The organism is Pedobacter aquatilis, assembly GCF_030409415.1.
GTDB lineage: Bacteria > Bacteroidota > Bacteroidia > Sphingobacteriales > Sphingobacteriaceae > Pedobacter > Pedobacter aquatilis.
Window position 1 is genome coordinate 55,855 of the sequence record NZ_JAUFPW010000027.1, and the last position, 20,834, is coordinate 76,688.

The following is a 20,834-nucleotide window of genomic DNA, read 5'->3' on the forward strand; positions in this document are numbered from 1 at the left end:
AGGTTTCACTAAACCCCTTAATTTCCGTAATTTCGTCCCTTTAAAAATTTAAAACTTGCAATGGATTACCAATTCAAAGAAATAGAGCAAAAGTGGCAGAAATTTTGGGCCGATAATCAAACGTTTAAAGCCGAAAGCAATTCTGAAAAACCAAAATATTATGTGTTAGATATGTTTCCTTATCCATCTGGAGCAGGTTTACACGTTGGTCACCCACTAGGTTACATTGCATCAGATATTTTTGCAAGATACAAACGCCTTAAAGGTTTTAACGTTTTGCACCCAATGGGTTACGATTCATTTGGACTACCGGCAGAACAATATGCTATTCAAACGGGTCAGCACCCTGCAATTACCACTGAAGCAAACATTGCAACTTATCGTCGCCAGTTAGACCAAATTGGTTTTTCTTTCGATTGGAGCAGGGAAGTTCGTACAAGTGAGCCATCTTATTACAAATGGACGCAATGGATTTTTATGCAATTGTTCAATTCGTGGTATAATATTGAAACGGATAGGGCAGAAAATATCTCAACCTTAATAGAAAAATTTAACGCCTCAGGTACGGATGATGTTAAGGCTGTTTGCGATGAAGATGTGAAAGATTTCTTGCCAAGTGATTGGGCAACTTTTACCGAAGAAGAAAGACAAGTGGTGCTGTTAAAATACCGCATGACTTACCTAAGGGAAAGTACGGTAAACTGGTGCCCGGCTTTGGGAACAGTTTTAGCAAACGATGAGGTGAAAGATGGTTTTTCTGAACGTGGAGGTTTCCCGGTTGAGCAAAAGAAAATGATGCAGTGGAGCATGAGAATCACGGCATACTCGGATAGGCTTTTACAAGGTTTAGATACCATCGATTGGCCAGAACCAATTAAGGAAATGCAACGCAACTGGATTGGTAAAAGTGTTGGGGCTTCAGTTAAGTTTAAAGTTGAAAGTTTAAATTTGAAAGATGGATCTTCGGACTCCGGACATCTGACCCCGGACTATATAGAAGTTTTCACAACCCGTGTTGATACTATTTTTGGTGTGTCATATTTGGTTTTAGCACCAGAACACGAATGGGTTGCAGAATTAACTACGCCAGAACAAAAGCAAGACGTGGAAAATTACATCGCTCAAACCAAAAAGAAATCTGAATTAGACCGCATGGCGGATACGAAAACTGTTTCAGGTGCTTTCACTGGTACTTATGTAATCAATCCGGTAAGTGGCGAACGTGTTCAATTGTGGATTGCCGATTACGTGCTTGCAGGTTACGGAACTGGTGCGGTTATGGGTGTGCCAAGTGGCGACCAACGCGACTGGTTATTTGCAACGCATTTTAATTTGCCAATTATCCAGATTCTGGATGCACAACAAAATATAGATACACAAGCCGACCCAACAAAAGAAGGGAAATACATCAACTCAGGTTTTATTAACGGATTAACTTATAAAAAAGCCGTACCATTTTTAAATAACTGGTTAGAAGAACAAAAGGTTGGTAAAGCAAAAGTAAACTTCCGCCAGCGTGATGCGATTTTCGGTCGCCAGCGTTATTGGGGAGAACCAATTCCTGTTTATTTTAAAGATGGCTTGCCTTATTTATTGCAAGAGGAAGAATTGCCTTTAATCTTGCCAGAGATTGATAAATATTTACCAACTGAAACTGGTGAGCCACCTTTGGCAAGAGCCGAAAGCTGGATACCAAAAGACGGTGAACATTACGAGTTAAGCACCATGCCAGGTTGGGCTGGAAGTAGCTGGTACTGGTATCGTTATATGGATGCGAATAATAATGATGATTTCGCATCGAATGAGGCTGTTGAATACTGGAAAGATGTTGATTTATACATCGGCGGTTCTGAGCATGCAACTGGTCACTTACTGTATAGCCGTTTCTGGAACAAGTTTTTGAAAGATTTGGGTTACACCAAAGAAGAAGAACCTTTCAAAAAATTGATTAATCAAGGGATGATACAAGGTAGAAGTAACTTTGTTTATCGCATTAACGATGAAAATGGAAAACCTACAAACACTTATGTTTCAGCCGGATTAAGAAAAGAATATAAAACTTCTGCACTGCATGTTGATGTAAATATTGTAGAGAACGATATACTTGATATAAACAAATTTAAAGCCTGGAGAGAAGAATATGCTAATGCGGAATTCATTCTTGAAGGTGGAAAATACATCTGCGGAGTAGAAGTTGAGAAGATGTCGAAATCGAAATTCAACGTGGTGAATCCCGATGATTTGATCGAGCGTTACGGAGCAGATACTTTGCGTATGTACGAAATGTTTTTAGGTCCGTTGGAGCAAAGTAAACCTTGGAATACCAACGGTATTGAAGGCGTATTTAAGTTCTTGCGTAAATTCTGGAGATTATTCCACAACGAGGCTTGGGAATTTACAGTGATGGATGCTGAGCCAACCAAAGCGGAGTTGAAATCTCTACATAAAATCATTAAAAAAGTACAGGATGATATTGAGCGTTTTTCATTCAACACATCTGTATCAAGCTTTATGATTGCCGTAAATGAATTAACAGATTTGAAGTGCAACAAACGTTCCATTCTTCAAGATATGGTGGTGATTTTATCTCCTTACGCACCACACATTTGCGAAGAACTTTGGGTTCAATTAGGTAATGAAGCTGGAGCTTTATCTTATGCGGCGTTCCCAACTTTTAATCCTGAGCATTTAGTAGAAGATGAATTTGCTTACCCGGTTTCTATCAATGGAAAAATGAAAATGAATTTGAATTTAAGTTTAACCTTGGCGCAACCAGAAGTGGAAGCAATTTTATTCGCAAATGAGCAATTCCAGAAATTTTTAGATGGTAAAGCGCCAAAGAAAATCATTTTCGTAAAAGGAAAAATTATTAATGTAGTGGTCTAAGGTCGAAGGCGTAAGGTTTAGGGTATAGGTTTTCATACCCATTGCCTAATAAACGACAAAAACCCTGAGTTGATAATATCAATTCAGGGTTTTCTGTGCGCTAGTAATGACGACCGTTCGTGTAGAGTTTATTAAAGCGTTTCTCAAATCCATTGCCGTCCGGCTTCAGCCAACTGATAACAAATGAAAACTCGAGCTATATTTACTCGGGTTCATATAATTTTTTGAGCGTGGGTTTTCAAACCCTAAGCCCTCAACCTTTTAACCTTCAACCTTTACGAGGCTTTTCTTCTATTACCACCGAAGCGCCTGTTATTGCTTGCGTTACGAGGTTTACCGCTCATGTTTCCATCGCCACCACCTTTTTTACCTCCACCACCTTTTGATTGTGCTTGAGGTTTACGTTTAACCTGATTTTTAGCCAGCATACTTTCCCAGGTTAACGGGTAAGGATGATTATCGACAACAGGCAAAGTAATTTTAATCAATTTCTGAATATCTAATAAATATTCATTTTCTTCCGCATCGCAGAAAGAAATAGCAATACCATTTGCACCAGCACGGCCCGTACGACCGATCCTGTGTACATAAGATTCAGGAATATTCGGCAACTCAAAGTTAAATACGTGAGATAATTGGTCGATATCTATACCGCGGGCAGCAATATCTGTAGCCACTAAAACACGAATTTTTCGGTCTTTAAAATCTGTTAAAGCTCTCTGACGAGCATTTTGTGACTTATTTCCGTGAATAGCAGCTGCTTTAATTCCGGCGTGTGCTAAATCTTTTACGATTCTATCTGCACCATGTTTTGTACGCGTAAAAACTAAAGCTGTTTGAATGTCTTTATCTTCCAAAAGATGAATTAATAACTTCTTTTTATCAGGTTTATCAACAAAATAAACCGATTGAACAATGGTTTCAGCAGTTGAAGAAATTGGCGTAACTTCTACTTTGGTTGGATTAGATAAAATTGTATTCGCTAATTTTTGAATTTCATCAGGCATGGTTGCCGAGAAAAATAAAGTTTGGCGTTTGGCTGGTAATTTGGCCACAACTCTTTTTACATCGTGGATAAAACCCATATCCAACATTCTGTCTGCTTCATCTAGAACGAAAAGTTCTATAGTATTTAAGCTGATAAAACCCTGGTTCATTAAATCTAACAAACGACCTGGGGTAGCCACTAAAATATCTACACCTTTGCGTAAAGCTTCAACTTGCGAGTGCTGATTTACGCCACCGAAAATTACCAATCTACGCAAGTTTAAATTGCTTCCGTAAGCTTTAAAACTTTCTTCAATTTGAATGGCAAGCTCGCGTGTTGGCGTCAATACTAAAGCCTTTATATTTTTATTTGCTTTAGTATTGATGTGTTTTTCGTGTAGTAATTGCAACATTGGTATGGCGAAAGCAGCAGTTTTACCTGTACCTGTTTGTGCGCAACCTAATAAATCTTTGCCTTTTAAAATTGTTGGGATGGATTGCTCCTGTATAGGTGTTGGTTGTGTATAACCTTCTTTCTCAAGGGCCTTTAAAATTGGCTCAATGAGGTTTAATTCTTTGAATAACATGTATGTTTTTTTGTAATGTTTATTGAAGAAGCTAGAACAATCATTTGTTGAAGGACTAACTTGCGGAGAGAATATGCCATTCAGAATGGCAAGCCCTTATTCCTGCTTCGGCGGCAAAGGTACGTAAATTAAAATGATTGAAGGAGTGAATTTTAAATGAATGAATTTGTGTTGGTTATTCTATCACTCAATCATCCTATCATTCAACTATTTCTCTTCCTTAAACCTGCTAAAGCAAATCAATGCAATAAGGCAAAGCCCAAAACCAACAATACCATTTAAGCGCAAGCCAAAATCATTTCCCGGGTCTTTACCGTAAATGGTTAACATGGCAAAAATGGCAATGCCTAAAGTTTGCCCAAGTTTTACGAATAAATACTTAACCGCGAAAAACATACCTTCATGGTTTTCGCCAGTTTCAACCGTATCTTTTTGTGCAATATCCGCTAATATGGCGTTAGGTAAAATACCCAGTGCAGCCAAAGGGAAGGAGGCTGATAAAACCAGAATGTAAAGTTGAGTGCTTGGTAACAAAGGTAATTTGCCTAAAAAGAAAATGGTAACAAAGATTAAGCACAAAACTACAAAGGCGGAGAGTACAAATGGTTTTTTACCAATTTTAGCAGAACCAAAATTTACAATTGGGTAAAAGAATAGAGAAGCCAAAACCATAACGCCCATAAACTTTCCGCCCTGCGATTCATCTAAACCCAAAAGTACGGTACAGAAAAATAATAAACCACTCGAAATAATACTCAACGCCGTGTAAAAGGCAAAATCTGATACCAAATAATATTTAAAATTACTGTTTTTAAAAGTATTTTTAATCGCTGATAAAAGTGGAACATGACTTGGTTTAGCCACTGAAAAATCTTTTTCCTTGATATAAAAAATAGGTAGCAACATCACTAATCCTGATAAAATACATAAAGCCCAGATGGCAATCTGAACAGCCTCACTACGGTTAGCCACAACAAAGTTCATTTGAACCAAATCGGCAAAATTATTGGTACAGGCAGATAGAATAATACCGATTACAAAACCAACTTGCTGATAGCTTGATAATTTCACCTTTTGCCTCGGCGTATTGGTTACCTCTGCCAGCAAAGCGTTGTATGGAATAATGTAGGTAGTAACCGATATGAAAAACAGACAAAGTGTTATTGTTAACCACCAAGCATTATGCAAACTTTCTACCTTTTGTAAAGGATAAAAAACCAGTCCGCAGAAAATCATTGATGGAATAATTGCCCATTTCATAAAAGGAATTCGGCGGCCACTAGGGTTGGTGCTCTCATCACTTTTCGAAGCAATGAAAGGATCAAAAACGGCATCAACCAACCTGCCCGATGCCGCAATGATTGATAAAATATTAAACAAACCTAAAAAAACAAGCTGAGGTACAAGCGGTGGTAAACCTGCATTACTTGGCGGCAAGTAGAAATACGGCAGCATCACAATGATAATATTCGTCATTGTGCTCCAGCCAATCATTCCGGCAGCATAAGCAATTTCCTGTTTTAAAGAGAGCGTTTTATTCATTAAATTAAAGCTAAACCTTTTATTCTTTTGTAAAGCATTTTCTGTAATATTTGGTTAATTCAGCCCTGCTTTCCGTTTTATCCCAATGATGTTTTTGTGCCGAATTTGCGACAGAAAAACGGGATGTTCACTTCAATCAGGTTTATTTTACGCAGGTTAACCTTACTATTATACAGCAAAGTGCCTAAGGCAAATTTACATTAATCAAAGCAATAAATTATCCACCTAAACCCGACAGAAACGAAAATACTTTTTGAAGCATAAATCTTGAATATGCTGACAGAAGTTTTTTCAAAAAGATTGCAGTATATGGCGGGATTATCGATACCGATGAGCACAGCAATTGCTTTTCTAATTTTATATTATTTCTTTTTAAACAATTTGCCAATAAAATAAATGGCTAAAAACCCGATAAAAATATACAAACCATTTAAGGCTGCATATGGGTCATCAGCATAAATACTAAAGGCTACAAAAGTATAAGCCGCAATAAAAATAAGTGGCAATATTGGATATAATGGAACCGTATAAATTGTTTTTTTATCTAAATGTGCGGTTCGTTTTCTGAGTATAAAAATTGTTGCCGCAGAACTGGCCATGCTAATGCTCTCCAGAAAAATGGTGTAATTTAAAATCTTGTCGAAAGTTTTGGCGAAAAAGATAATGACAACAGCAACCAGTGCAAAAACTGTTAAGCTCACACTGATTACCTCGGTTTTTTTATTCATCCTGCTAAATACCTTTGGTAAAGCGCCTTCTTCGCCCATGGCAAACATTGCCCGTGGGTTACTTAATAAATTCACGTTTACATAGCCCATAACCGATACAAAAATGATAACCGAGAACATTTTAAAACCTGATGGTCCGAATATTTTGGAGGCAAGAATTGCAGCAATACTTTCAGCAGTTTTTAATTCTTCGAAACCGATTACCTTAACATAAACATAATTCAGTAGTACGTATAGGGTTACAATAATGCTTAGGCCAATAATAATCGAGCGTGGAATAACTTTTTTAGCTTCGGTAACTTCGCCACCAAAATTGATGGTTTGTGCATAACCTGCATAAGAAAATGATACAGCAATTAAGCACAAGCCTAAGGCTTTTCCATAATCAGCCCAGTTGGGTACAGTGTTATTTTGCGTTTTAAAAACCGGACTTATGCTTTGGGTATCTCCAGTAAAAAATATTGCACAGATAAGGGTTAAAATTAAACCGATTTTAATAATGGTAAGTACATTTTGAGTTTTAGCACTCGCTTTTAAGCCCAAAAGATTAATCAGATAGAAAACTAAAATGGTGGTTATGGCAATCACCACTCTGTAGGTTTCGTTCTGCATGTTAAGCGGTAAAATAATTTTACTTAAATACTCCGCACCGATAATAGAAATCGCAGCAACCGATGCCGCACTTGAAATTAAAACAATGCAATTAATCGCAAATGCAATTGAAGGATGGTAAGCTTTAGAGAAAATTTTATAATAACCACCAGTTACCGGATATCGCGACCCGATTTCGGCATAAGTTAATGCGCCACAAAATGCTACAAAGCCACCAATAAACCATGCAAGGTAAAATAATTCGGGTATTTGAGCTTTGGCAGCCACATTTACCGGTGTACGAAAAATACCCATCCCAATTACTAAACTCACCACAATCATGGATAAATCGAATAGCGAAAGTTGTTTCTTTTGTTGCATTAAAAAGGAAAATAAATATGGGTTGAAGATAGGGAAAATGTTTCTATGGAAGATGTGTGGAAGAAATGGAAAATGAATGATGAAGTAGTAAGACTTATTTGGGTGGTATGTTAAATCTTCAGGACTATACGATTTGCTGGCTTCCATTTAAAATATTACAGGTTTTTGCCAAGTACGACCGTCAATCCCAAGTGCTGGGTAAATCAAAAAAACAGGTGCACAAAAGAACAAATGGCAGATACAAACCTAAAACGCAGTGGTTTTGCGGAGATATACTTCTAAGCTTCATATAGCAGCCACTAGCAAAACTAAGTGCCACTGTTTTTTTGTGTGCGTGAGGTATGTGTGAAAGCACATTGCTGGATTGACAAGCATTTTTGCATACTTTTGATGCCTCAAAAGTTTGATGCCCCGCGGCACAGAGCGAAAGATAAAATCAATTATATTTCATGAACAATTCAGAATTGAATTTTATCCTTAAACAATTTCCTCTTTGTTTTTTGTTGAAATTTCTTTTCCCGGCTTGGAAGATAAATTCTTCGGGAATGCCTATTTTAGCGAAAGTTTTTCATCCGGATTGCAAACAATAAATTTATGGCAGAAGTAATTTACAACGACGATAGTATTCGCTCATTAGATTGGAAAGAACACATCAGACTACGCCCCGGTATGTATATCGGTAAGCTTGGTGATGGTTCTGCGCAAGACGATGGGATTTATGTTTTGCTAAAGGAAATTGTAGATAACTCGATCGATGAGTTTGTGATGGGTACTGGAAAAACCATCGAAATCACAGTTTCTGAGCAAAAGGTTAATATCAGAGATTACGGTCGTGGGATTCCTTTAGGTAAGGTAATTGATTGTGTAAGCAAAATAAACACCGGTGGTAAATACGACAGTAATGCCTTTCAAAAATCGGTGGGTTTAAACGGTGTTGGTACAAAGGCTGTAAACGCACTTTCTACCAGCTTTACTGTACAATCTTATCGCGATGGAAAAACTAAGAAAGTTGAATTTTCTAAAGGCGAAATTACCAATGAGCAACCTGTAATTGATACCACTCAAAGAAACGGAACGGCCATTACTTTCTATCCTGATGAAAGTATTTTTAGAAACTACCATTACATTCCGGATTTTGTTGAAAGCATGGTTTGGAATTACGTTTTCTTAAATACCGGCTTAACCGTAAACTTTAACAACCAGAAATATTTTTCAGAAAGAGGTCTTTATGATTTACTTTCTAAGTTTAACAAACCCGAAGAAATCCGTTATCCGATTATTCACATGATTGGTAATGACATTGAAATTGCGATGACCCACGGGCAGCAATACGGTGAAGATTACCATTCTTTTGTTAACGGACAGCATACTACACAAGGCGGAACCCACCAGGCAGCTTTCAGAGCAGCAGTTGTAAAAACCGTTCGTGAGTTTTTCAAGAAGGAGTTTGATGCTTCTGATGTTCGTTCATCTATTATTGCGGCGATTTCTGTACGTGTGCAGGAGCCTGTTTTCGAATCGCAAACCAAAACCAAGTTAGGTTCCCAGAATATGGGTCCAGAAGGGCCGTCTGTTGCAACATTTATTAATGATTTCGTTAAAAAGGAACTGGATGATTATCTGCATAAAAATCCGGATGTTGCAGATGCGCTTTTAAAACGTATTAATCAATCCGAAAGAGAGCGTAAAGACATTGCCGGAATTAAAAAACTGGCTAACGATAGAGCTAAAAAAGCCTCATTACACAATAAAAAACTTCGCGACTGCAAGGTTCATTTTAACTCGACACACGAGAAGCGTTACGAAACAACCTTGTTTATAACCGAGGGAGATTCTGCATCGGGTTCGATTACAAAATCGCGTGATGTGGATTGCCAGGCTGTATTTAGCTTAAAAGGTAAGCCGCTTAATTGTTACGAGTTGACCAAGAAAGTTGTTTACGAGAATGAAGAATTTAACCTTTTGCAACATGCCTTAAATATTGAAGATGGCTTAGAAGGTTTACATTATAACAATATCGTTATTGCAACAGATGCCGATGTTGATGGCATGCACATCAGGTTGTTAATGATGACTTTCTTCCTTCAATTTTTCCCGGATTTGGTAAAAGCAGGGCATGTTTATATTTTACAAACGCCACTTTTCAGGGTTCGTAATAAGAAAGAAACCATTTATTGCTACAGCGACGAGGAACGTAAAAATGCAATCGAAAAACTAGGTAATAAGCCAGAAATTACACGTTTCAAAGGTTTGGGTGAGATATCTCCAGACGAATTTGGTTTATTTATTGGTAAAGACATTCGTTTAGACCCAGTGATTTTAAAAGACCAAACGATTAAAAGTTTGCTTGAATACTACATGGGTAAAAACACCCCAGACAGGCAGCAACACATCATCAGAAATTTACGTGTAGAAAAGGATGAAATAAAGGAAGAGCCTAAAATTGTTGATGAAGTTGCTTAATTAAAACGCTTGCATAAATCAATATCTTAAGATACTTTTGTAAACATTAAGCATCTCCCTGTTGTTTGATTGATTTTCCTGTGATTTTAACAATTATGAATCATAATTCTTAAAATCAAAGCCCTTGAAATCTACCAGAAATTCTGTCATAAAATACCTAGTCATAGTATTTTTAATTTTAGCTGTTTTTGCAATAAGCGCAAGCTTATTTATTAATTTCTCTAAAATACCGCTATTAAAGTCAGTTAATAAAATTGTTCAGGTTCAGAATGATTTTATAAAATTAGATAGCTGTATTTTTAAACTCTACAACGCAGAAAACAGCTGCAGGATGTACGTGGTAAGTGGAAATAAAACTTACTACAATCATTTTGTTACTCAAATCAAAGAAGTTTCGGCAATAATGGATGCGATAGAATATGAGAGCCAAAAGGAGAAAGCCTTACAGGTTGATAATTTTAACGACTTAATTCAGCAAAAGAAAATACGTACAAATCAGTTTATTCAACTTAGAAAGTTAGCCGATAGTTTAATTAATTTCTCTGTACAAGTTAAAGATAATCCTGAATTAGCTGAGCCAAAGAATAACTTATTCACTACGAGGCAATTTAGAAGTATAGTAACCATAGATACGATAAAACCCAGCCTAAAGGTTGCACCGAGAAAAAAACTATTCGGAAGAATTTTTGCTGCAATCGGCAGTAGGAAAAGTAAACTTGTTGATAGTTCCAAATCTACCCTTGTTAAAACCGCGGTTTCGGCCGATACCTCTTCAGTAAGTGTTGCGTACAACAAACTTCAGCTTAAATTAATAAACGATTATTATATAAAACTGTATCGGTTAAATAAGAACTTAAAAGATAAGGAGTGGCTTTTATTAGATTTAAACCATAAATTAATTGAGGCAATAGTTAATAGTCTGAACAAGTATAAAGTAAATGAAAAGATATATTATGACACCGTTCAGGAAGATATAAATGTAAAGACATTTAAAACGGTTGACAATCTTGATAAGTTTACAAAAACCTTGCTTGCACTTGCTTTTGGCTTAATGCTTTGCATAATTTATTCTATTTATAAATTGTATCGCAATGAAAAAGCATTGATTGATTATAGCAATAAAGCTAAACTTTATGCACTTTCAAAAAGTAGGTTTTTGGCAAATATGAGCCATGAAATACGAACGCCTCTAAACTCTATTGTTGGCTTTTCTGAACAGTTAACTCAGGTAGTTTTACCATCGCAACAGTACGAACAGGTTACAGCAATTCGAAAATCATCGATAATGTTGCTCGAGGTTGTTAACGATATTCTGGATTTTTCTAAGTATGAAACCGGAAAGGTAACTATTGAAAAATTGCCCTTTTCGCCACAGGTTGCAATTTATGATGTTTTCGATAGTATGAAAATCCAGGCGGATAAAAAGAAACTTGATTTTATACTGGATACGCAAGTCGACAAAAACACCTTTGTACTCGGTGATTCCTTGAGGTTGAAACAAATTGTGATGAATTTGTTAAGCAATGCCATTAAATTTACCAATAGTGGGAATGTAACACTCTCTGCAGAATTTCTAAAAAAGAATGAAAAGAATTTAGTTTTAAAAGTTAGCGTTAAGGATTCGGGTTTAGGCATAAGTGCTATTGATCAGAAAATTATTTTCGATGAATTTGCGCAGGTTTATTATGCATCAACAAAAGAAAAGCAACAAGGCACTGGCTTAGGTTTAGCGATATGCAAGAAGATTGTTGAGTTTCATGGTGGCAACATTTCATTATCAAGCGAGGAGGGGAAAGGCTCCAATTTTATATTTGAGATTCCATACCAAATTACCGCTAAGCCTGTTGATATAGATAATAAATTAGAACTTACTACAGCCCAGTTAAATAGGTTGGTAGGCAAAGATATTTTAGTAGCTGATGATAATGTGCTCAATATCTTACTCGCGACTACAATTTTAAAGAAGTATAGATTAAACTTTAGTGCTGCGAGTAATGGTCAGCAAGCTTTCGAACTTTTTACCGAAAACAATTATGATCTTATTTTAACAGATATTCAAATGCCTGAACTTGGTGGTATAGAACTTACAAAACTAATCAGGAGTTATCATGATGAACTCAAACGTAATATCCCGATTTTAGGCGTTACCGCAAATGTAATGCAAGAAGACCGGGCAAAATATTTACAATCGGGTATGGACGAGCTGGTTTTAAAACCGTTTTCGGAAAAAGAGTTATTAGATAAAATTTTAAAATTTATATAGCACCCAATTAATCATTTGGGTGCATGAATGGTATCTTCTGGATGTTGCGGTGGCAATACATCCACATTCTTTTCTACGATAGTGATTTTAGTAAATACGGCGTATTTACTTGGTGCAATACCGCCATCGTATTTCTCTGCGTAGGCCTGCGTAAATTCAGCACCGAAATACAAAATTAATGAGGTATAATAAATCCAAAGTAATATTACAATAATGGAACCAGCTGCGCCAAAGGCGGAAACCGTAGTTCCTTTCTCAATATAGATTCCAATTAAGTATTTACCTAAACTAAAAAGAAGGGCAGTAAATAATGCGCCAATAATTGCCGATTTCCACTTGATATTTACATCAGGCAATACCTTGAAAATTATGGTAAATACTGCAGTTACCGCAGCTAAAGTTAAAACATTGTTCAAAATATAAATCAGTAATGCCATTGTATCATTTGCTACAGGAATTACTTCATCAATATCACTTTGTGAAATTAAGGAAACCAGCTTGTCACCTAAACCAACAACCAAACTATTAATTACCAATGATACTAACAGTAAAAAGCCCATTGATACAATTAAGGAAAAGGAGAGTAATCTGTTTGTTAACATTTTTAGCCAGCCTTTTTTGGGCATTGCTTTAACTTTCCAAATTAGGTTAATACTATCTTGTATTTCAATAAAAATTACGGTAGCACCAATAATTAATGTACCGATACCGATAATTAAACCTATTGTAGATTGACCTGATTTATTTGCATTATCCACAAAACCTTGTATCTGAGTGGCTGCCTGAGGCCCAACTAATTCGGTTATTTCATTGAAAAACTTGTCACGGGTTTTCATCGCTTCGCCAAAAAATAATGTGGCAGATGCAAGAATAATAATAATTAGCGGAGTGAGCGAAAATATGGTGTAATATGCCAAGGCGGCGCTTAATTTCATAACCCTATCTTCTGCAAAACCCTTTCCTGCAGCAACAAGTAAATGATAAAGAGCAATAAAGAAGTTTTTTATTTTATTAAGCAATTTCATAATCTACTAGAATGGGTATCCAATCCCGATGTTAAAAATTAAATTTTGCCTGCGCCAGTCTTTGTTACCAAAAGAAATATCATCAAATACCCATCTTTGTCCTTCTGGTAAATAAGGTTTACGAACTGGGAATGCAACATCCAAACGAACCACAAATATGGTAGCATCAACCCGTAAGCCTGCACCTGTACCAACGGCTAACTCGTTCAATGTATTTTTTAATTTGAATTCAGAACCTGGCCTTAGTGGGTCTTCTTTCCTCAGCCAAACATTTCCGGCATCTACAAATAAAGCGCCATATAAAACACTAACTAGTTTGAAACGCAGTTCTGAGTTCAACATCAATTTAACATCACCACCTTGGTCTGCAAAAAGCGCATTATCTGCAACTTTAAATGTTCCCGGACCTAAAGTTCTTGCCGGAAAGGCACGAATGTCATTACTACCACCGGCAAAAAATTGTCTGACGAATGGGAGGGAGGTGCTATTGCCATAAGCATAACCATAACCCACATTTAGTCGGTTAGCCCATGTTACATTTCTGTTGATTTTATAGTAATCTCTTAAATCTGCTTCCAGTCGAACAAATTGAGTAAGGGGAGTGTTAAATAATGTTTTCTGCCCTAAGCTATTTGTAGGTGTAAATAAGCCCCAAACGTTACCACCAGTTTCTATACCTCCGAAGAAATATGTGTTGTTTCTCCTGTTGGTTTCCATTTGATTAGTGTAGGTAAAATTGTAATTACTACCAATAATAAACTGATTTTCTAATGTTGATCTTAATAACGGATTTTCAGTAAAGAGCCTGGTCCTCGTGGTGTCAGACGGGAATCTGGTTGAAATATAACTTAACGAAATTGGGTTTAAGTTATGCTCCTTATATTGATTTTCTTTAAAGTTATAGCCAAACTCACCTTTAAATGCATTTAATGTGTATTCACCACCTCTGTTTAACATTTGATAAGATAGTGATGCAATTGTTTTCGGTATAAATGCCGTTGTACTGTTTGGTTTATAAAAAGGAACGATGAACCTAGGAAATGTTAATTTACCTTCGGCGGTAAGTGAAAGTGAATTTCTGCCTAATGATGTTCCTCTTGTTTGCGTTTCAAAACCACCACTTACGCTTACGTCCAATTGCTCTGCACCTCTGAATAAATTACGGGTGGTTTGGGTAACCTTAACCTCAGAACCAACAAAGTTGTTGGATTTACTTGTTCCGGTTACAGAGAAGGTTAATGAGTTTTTCTTTAAAGGCGTAAGGTAAATATTCAAATCCAGCTGATTATTTTTGAAACTATCTACTGGTAAAAATTCTGCTCTAACATCTTGGAAGGCACCAATATTAACCATTCTGTTCAAGGATTGGTTATGATCTTTTCTATTGTAAAGTTCGCCTTTTTGAAAGAAAACCAACCTATCAAACAAACGAGGTTTAAAGGTATTTCTATCATCATAGATATTAAAATCGTGATATTGTAGTGGTTGCGATTTTCTTAATGCAGAATCTCTTCTTAATGAATAGTTTGGATAAATATTAATATTCTTAATTGTGTAAGGTTTTAAGCCTGCATCTGGCGCAATATCTTTAACCTTTATCGTTACATTTATCAAACTTTTTCCAATGGTACTATCCACTTGCATAATCAAGTAATCCGGACTGAAATAGAAATAACCGTTTTCCTTTAAATCATTATCAATCCTGATGCGCTCATTTTTATAAACATCTAAATCATAATAGTCGCCAACCTTTAATAAGGTTTTCTCTTTATTTTGGTTGATGATTTTTGTTAAAACGCCAGAATCTGGTGGAAAAGTAATCTTATTGATTTTATATCTATCGCCAGTATTTGCAGTATAAATGGCTTTCGCTTTTTTATCTTTTACAACGGTATCTCCTGTAACAACAGCTTGCAAATAACCTTCGCTAATTAAATAGCTTGTTAAAACATCGTTGTTGTATTTTAATTTTACTTCACTTAAAAGCACCGGTGGTTCGCCTTGTCTTCTCAACCAGTTTCTAAACCCTTTAGGTTTTTTGGGCTCGCCTGCAAGATTATAAATACCCAGTTTAAACTTAATACCCAATAAAGATTTGTTAGGGCGAGGACGTGTTTTGCTTTCCAAATCAGATTTAACTTGTTTTTCATCCTCAATTCTGCCAGCAGAATCAGGATTTATTTTAACCTCAGCGCCGGTATATAAAGCTTGTCCTGGTTTTAATGATTTCGTGCTGCTACAACCCGCATAAACTAAACAGGCCAGTATAAATAAAATCGGTCTAGTTAGTTTTCTCATCTTGTGCTTTCTGTTCAATGTTTCTTGTTCTTCTTACTCTTTTCTTCTGAAATATCTCTCTGAATTTATTGTAATCGACTACCAGCGTGAAACCTAAACCGGTTTCAATAATCTGACCCTGCACAATTACATCATTCTGGTTTCTGCGGTACGCCCTTAATCTATATCGTCCATCGGCAGATAAAGCATATTCTACATTAACATTTCCGGCAATATCTGTCGATTTTTCTCCTGGTGCCTGCGGTCCTTCAAGCGCAAATGAACTGCCTACAGATACGGTTAATCTATCGTTCAATAACTTTTTAGATAAGCCAACTTCTAAATCCGTTTTTTGCTGTAATGAACCTGAAGAATAATCTTCTGATGAATTCACACCAAAGTTTAAATCTACACCTTGAATTAAATCAGAGGTTAGGTTGTTTAACTGCTCGGTTAATAACTTGCTTACACTAGAGCGGGCAAGTGTAGAAACACCACCACCGCCACCGGCTAAGCTTTGGAAAGGATTACTTGCGATAAATCTGTTTAAGGCAAGCAAAGCGAAAACTTGTTTATTCAATTCGCTTTCATCCCTGTTAACATTAATTAGTTTAGTGTAAACCTGTCCGCCTAATGCATTGCGTTCATTCTCTGGCAAATCTATTTTAAAAGAGATGGTAGGTTTTAATAATTCACCTTTCATCATTAAATAAACCTGGAATGGTAGTTTGGTTTTCGCTTCATAAAGATCAGGCTGATTCAGCAAATCAATCGGGGCTGCATTCACTTCATAAAGTGCACTTAAATTTACATTGGCAGTTGTTGGCTCACCAGTCCAGATTATAGTGCTACCTTTTACTAATCTAAACGCTTTTTTACCTAGCGGGCCTACAGATAAATTATAAGAACCATCAATAATTTCATAACGACCTGTTAAGCTAATTTTACCGCTTGGGTCGATGGTTGCGTTTAGGTTTGCATCGCCTTTAACATTTAAGGCATCTCCGTTTGATGGATCTACTACAACATTTAGCTCGGCTTCCGGATCAACCGAGATGTTTGCAACCAAATTCATTCCTTTAACCGGCGATTTACTAATGCTATCTACCTTTAAAGCCCTTTGTCCGTTAAATGGTGGCGCATCTGCATCAATAAACTGAACAATACCTTCCTGGTCTATAATAGACGGATCATTTGCTGGTAATGCAAAAAAGAATTTAGTACCCTTGTTTACGTTTACCGACATATTCACATCGGGTTGATTTAAATCGCCACGAACTTTAATATTACTGGTTAAAAATACCGTACCATAAATCATTTCGTTATCGGCTGCGGTAGAATTAATTGCCCTGAAATTGTTTGTGCGGATATCTAATCCGAAGCGATAGTTTTTGAAGTCAGTTGTGTAAACCTTGCCATTAATCGTTGCTTTTTGGTTTAAAGAATCAATCAATGTAAAATTATTGAAACTAATGCCTTCGTTTGTAAAAGATATTTTTTCGTTCGGCATTCTGAAATACGAATTTACATATGCCACGTTTATACCGGCATTATTAAAAGTTAAATCGCCTAAAATTCTTGGAGCGGTTAATGCCCCTTTCACAGTTAGCGCACCCGTTAAAGTTCCGGTTCCATTTTTCAGCTGACCTTGAGATAAACTCTCGATATTTTTCATTTCGATTTTATCGATATTGACTGTCAAATCCAATGCGCTCTGCGGTGCGGTATAGTAAAAGCCATTTACCCTCAAATCATGAACACCAGCTAAGGCTACATTTACCTCAAATGCATTTTCGGTATTATTATTTACGGCGACGCGTAAAGTACCAAGCTGGTCTTTTTGGTAACGCAATTGGTCGATGGTTAAATTTGCTTCAAATTTTGGTGTGCTGGCTAAATCTTTAACATTAGCCGTTCCGTTTAATCTTCCACCAACCAAAGTTGTATCCGTTTCAGCAAACTTGGTTAGGGTTTCTAACTGGAAATCTTTAAACTCTACAGTTAATGGTGCATTGGGTTGAGTTGAATTACTGTTAATTGCTAGAGATTGTCCGCTATTGCTGATTTGAAATTGATTAACCAAAATCCCTGATGCGCCAAACTGAATGTAATTATCTTGCGAAACCACCCATTTTTCATAATCAAGAAGCAACTTTTGTGGGTCAAGGGTAAACTTAAAATCTTTATTTATAGATTGGAAATTTCCGCCGATTACGTATTTGTTTTTAAGCTGCCTATCGCGAAGGAAAATATTAACCCCTAAGATATTATTTGCTGCATCGCCACTAATTTCGGTATTGAACAAAGCAATTGATGGGCTTTGCAAACGTTTAACCGTTAAGCCATAATCTAACTTGTTGTTATCATTATTGATGTTTAAAACGGTGGTGTCAACTTTAAAATCGCCATAAACTATTTGTGGGAAATTACCTTTGATTTGCAGACTATCCTTTTGCGTGTCTATCAAACCATAAAATTGCGATGATTTGAAAACCGTTAACTGCGGCACGAATTGTTTTAATAATTTTGAATCATATACCTGAACAAAGAAACGCATACGCTGGTCTGGAATTTTAGTAACCTCACCAAAAGCATAGTATTTATTTATTTCGTTGATAAAAGCGCTGCCAATCTTCGTTAACTGATATTTACCGTCAACTTTAGCCGATAAGATTTCTGATTTTAAAGTAAGCTCGTTTTCTGTAGCGGTCGATTTTGCATTTACCGAAATCGTATCAACATTAATTCTTTGCGCATCCTTAACTAATTGTAAACCTGTAATGTTAACCGTTCCGTTCAAGTAATCTGCATCGGCAGTTTGTAAGTCTACTTTCACTACACCGGCTGCGCTTAAAACCGTCGGACTAAAATTTAAGGCCTGAAGATTAACTTGCTTTAAATTCAAATCAGCTTTTACTGCCGGATATTTCCCCGCCATGTTAACCTTCGCATCTAGATTAAAATTAGCGTTGCTATCTGGCATGTTACTTTTAATGTTGATGTTTTGATTGGCATAAGTTCCTGATAAATTCAGATTTCTGTAAGTGTACTTGTTGTAGTAAGCACTCAAAACACGGGCATTAAACTTCGCGTTAATTTTCTTTGGGTCTAAGCCCGTACCAGCAACATTTGCCTTAACTGATACACGACCTAATTTTGGTTGCATTTTCAATAATCGACCGACGTTAAAATTGTTTAAGTTCACATCAGCTTTATAACTTTCACGCCCTTTAGGGCCTTTCATTCCGGCTACCAAAATTGCACCACCCATATCCGTTTGGATGCTCATATTGGTGTTAAAATCAGTCATCGAGCCTTTAAAATTTCCTTTTGCATTAATCACATTAGGTAATTCTATTGATGGTGGAAGTGATTTTCTTGGCACAGCAACCAAAATATCGCTTTTGGTAACGTAGAGTTTTTTAATGTTTAAATCAAGAAAGGTTTTATTAATATCCGGTAAACCTTTGGCTGTTCCACTAATGTCGATTTGTGTGTTTTTTAAACCACTAATTTGTAACCTTGGGATATTTAGGTTATTTAAGTAGCCATTAACCTCAGCATTTAATTTTATTTTTTCATTGCGATAATTTGCCGGAATTGCGTCGCTGAAATATCCTGCATCTTTCAAGCCAATTGTTGTATTTTTAAAGGCCAAATTCAGTTTAACCCTTTCAGGATGTTTGGTTAAATCATCCATAGAAGTAAAATTAAGTTCGGTTGCATTCTCAACAGTTGTATTTGGCGTTTTTAATACAAAATTGCTCAGCTTAATCTGTTTATCATTGTAAACCGCATTTCCTTTTAATTCGTTTAATGCAAATCCACTTTTCTCTTTTAACGAGCCGTTTTTAACATTAGCGGTAATTCCATTTGCACTATAATTAACATCGCCAGCACCAAAATTTAAACCTGTAATTTTTAAGTGGTTAAAATCCATGCCTTTTGCGGCTGGTTTAGCGCCTAAATTGTCGAATTGTAAATTGTTCTCAGCAAGGCTGATGTTTTTAATAATCAAACCCAATGGCGATTTTTCCGGAACTACCGTATCTTTAACTTTCTTTAAATCGTTGCTTGGCGCAGGCTTAAAGGCAAAAATGATGTTCGATTTATTTAGTCTTGCATCATCAACTGTATATTTACTGTTTGTTAAGTCAACTTTTAAATTCACCAAGCCTAAATCATTTACATCAGCAATGGCTTTTGTTGTCGATATTTGGTCGTCATAATTAACTTTAACATTCGAAAAGGCAAAATTCTCCACTTCAATCAAAGGGAGTTTGCCTTGCTCTTTTTCAGCACTATCTACACTATTTGTTAGGTGCTGAACCAATTTAACCAATGGTTTCTGTTGCAGATATTTTAATGAAGTATTCTCCAAGGTTAAATCCTTTATAACGTAATGTTGGTTTTCTAAGTCGAAAGTTTTAAGCTTGGTTTTAAAGGCGCCTAAGTAAAGTTTAACATCATTCCCGGCAACATCATCACGGTAGGTTAAGCCAATATCTTCAAATGAAACTTTATCAACAGAAAATTTTAAGGCAGAGGTTGTGTCTTTGTCAACTTTCTCTTCTGGTTTTTTCTGGTCGCTCATAAAAGCATCAACCAAAAAAGAAAAGTTAAAAGTCGTATCCGGAGTTATCCTTTTAACATTTGCCCGTATATTTTTTAGTTCGATGTTGTTAACCTCTACCGTATTTTTTAGAAGCTTAAAAAGACTAATGTCAACCGCTAATCTTTCCGCATAAAGCAGGGTGTCTTTGTTTAAATCTTCTATGTAAAATTTATTTAAAACAACATCCTTCGGCAAGGCAATTTTAATACTTTCTAGCCTAACTTCTGTTTTGGTTTTGCCTTTTAAGTAGTTTATGGCCTTATCTTTTACAAAATTTTGTACCGCCGGAATGTTTAAAGATAGGGCTATAGCAACCACCAAAATTATAACCGATGCGATAATCCATAATATTATTTTGAGACTTTTACGTACGTATTTATTCAAAGCGAAGAATGTTTGGTGTTTGTGAAATGCCAAAAACGTGCCATGAAAATTAATTTCAAAGCACAATTTATAATTAATACAAAAAATACCTTAAATTGTTCGCCC

General features: G+C 36.2%; 9 protein-coding genes. 3 read left to right on the forward strand and 6 right to left on the reverse strand.

The window, feature by feature from the left end; all coding sequences use genetic code 11:
• Positions 1-60 precede the first annotated feature (60 nt).
• Positions 61-2,886 (forward strand): leucine--tRNA ligase, encoded by a 2,826-nt coding sequence (leuS, locus tag QWY86_RS11035; RefSeq protein ID WP_290242015.1) that lies wholly within the window; start codon positions 61-63, stop codon positions 2,884-2,886.
• A gap of 275 nt (positions 2,887-3,161) precedes the next feature.
• Here the strand turns inward: leuS and QWY86_RS11040 are convergent, their stop codons facing one another.
• From QWY86_RS11040 to QWY86_RS11050, 3 genes are all read right to left on the reverse strand, one after another.
• Positions 3,162-4,460: a DEAD/DEAH box helicase gene (locus tag QWY86_RS11040; protein ID WP_290242017.1), complete on the reverse strand. Its 1,299-nt coding sequence runs from the start codon at positions 4,458-4,460 to the stop codon at positions 3,162-3,164.
• Positions 4,461-4,667: 207 nt separating this feature from the next.
• Positions 4,668-6,002, reverse strand: coding sequence for an MFS transporter (locus QWY86_RS11045; protein ID WP_290242019.1), 1,335 nt, complete (start codon positions 6,000-6,002; stop codon positions 4,668-4,670).
• Between the two features lie 362 nt (positions 6,003-6,364).
• Positions 6,365-7,849: an APC family permease gene (locus tag QWY86_RS11050; RefSeq protein WP_290242020.1), complete on the reverse strand. Its 1,485-nt coding sequence runs from the start codon at positions 7,847-7,849 to the stop codon at positions 6,365-6,367.
• 447 nt (positions 7,850-8,296) lie between these two features.
• Between QWY86_RS11050 and QWY86_RS11055 the strand changes: the two genes are divergently transcribed.
• Both QWY86_RS11055 and QWY86_RS11060 read left to right on the forward strand, forming a co-directional pair.
• Positions 8,297-10,165: a DNA topoisomerase IV subunit B gene (locus QWY86_RS11055; protein ID WP_290242022.1), complete on the forward strand. Its 1,869-nt coding sequence runs from the start codon at positions 8,297-8,299 to the stop codon at positions 10,163-10,165.
• Positions 10,166-10,289: 124 nt separating this feature from the next.
• Positions 10,290-12,428, forward strand: coding sequence for an ATP-binding protein (locus QWY86_RS11060; RefSeq protein ID WP_290242024.1), 2,139 nt, complete (start codon positions 10,290-10,292; stop codon positions 12,426-12,428).
• A gap of 11 nt (positions 12,429-12,439) precedes the next feature.
• Here QWY86_RS11060 and QWY86_RS11065 read toward each other — a convergent pair whose 3' ends face one another.
• From QWY86_RS11065 to QWY86_RS11075, 3 genes are read right to left on the reverse strand one after another with little or no spacing between them, the layout of a single operon-like run.
• Positions 12,440-13,453 (reverse strand): YihY/virulence factor BrkB family protein, encoded by a 1,014-nt coding sequence (locus QWY86_RS11065; protein WP_290242026.1) that lies wholly within the window; start codon positions 13,451-13,453, stop codon positions 12,440-12,442.
• 6 nt (positions 13,454-13,459) lie between these two features.
• Positions 13,460-15,751 (reverse strand): translocation and assembly module lipoprotein TamL, encoded by a 2,292-nt coding sequence (tamL, locus tag QWY86_RS11070; RefSeq protein ID WP_290242028.1) that lies wholly within the window; start codon positions 15,749-15,751, stop codon positions 13,460-13,462.
• Positions 15,735-20,729, reverse strand: a complete 4,995-nt coding sequence (locus tag QWY86_RS11075; protein ID WP_290242030.1) for a translocation/assembly module TamB domain-containing protein — start codon at positions 20,727-20,729, stop codon at positions 15,735-15,737. Before QWY86_RS11075 ends, tamL begins: the two co-directional genes overlap by 17 nt.
• Between the last annotated feature and the right edge of the window lie 105 nt (positions 20,730-20,834).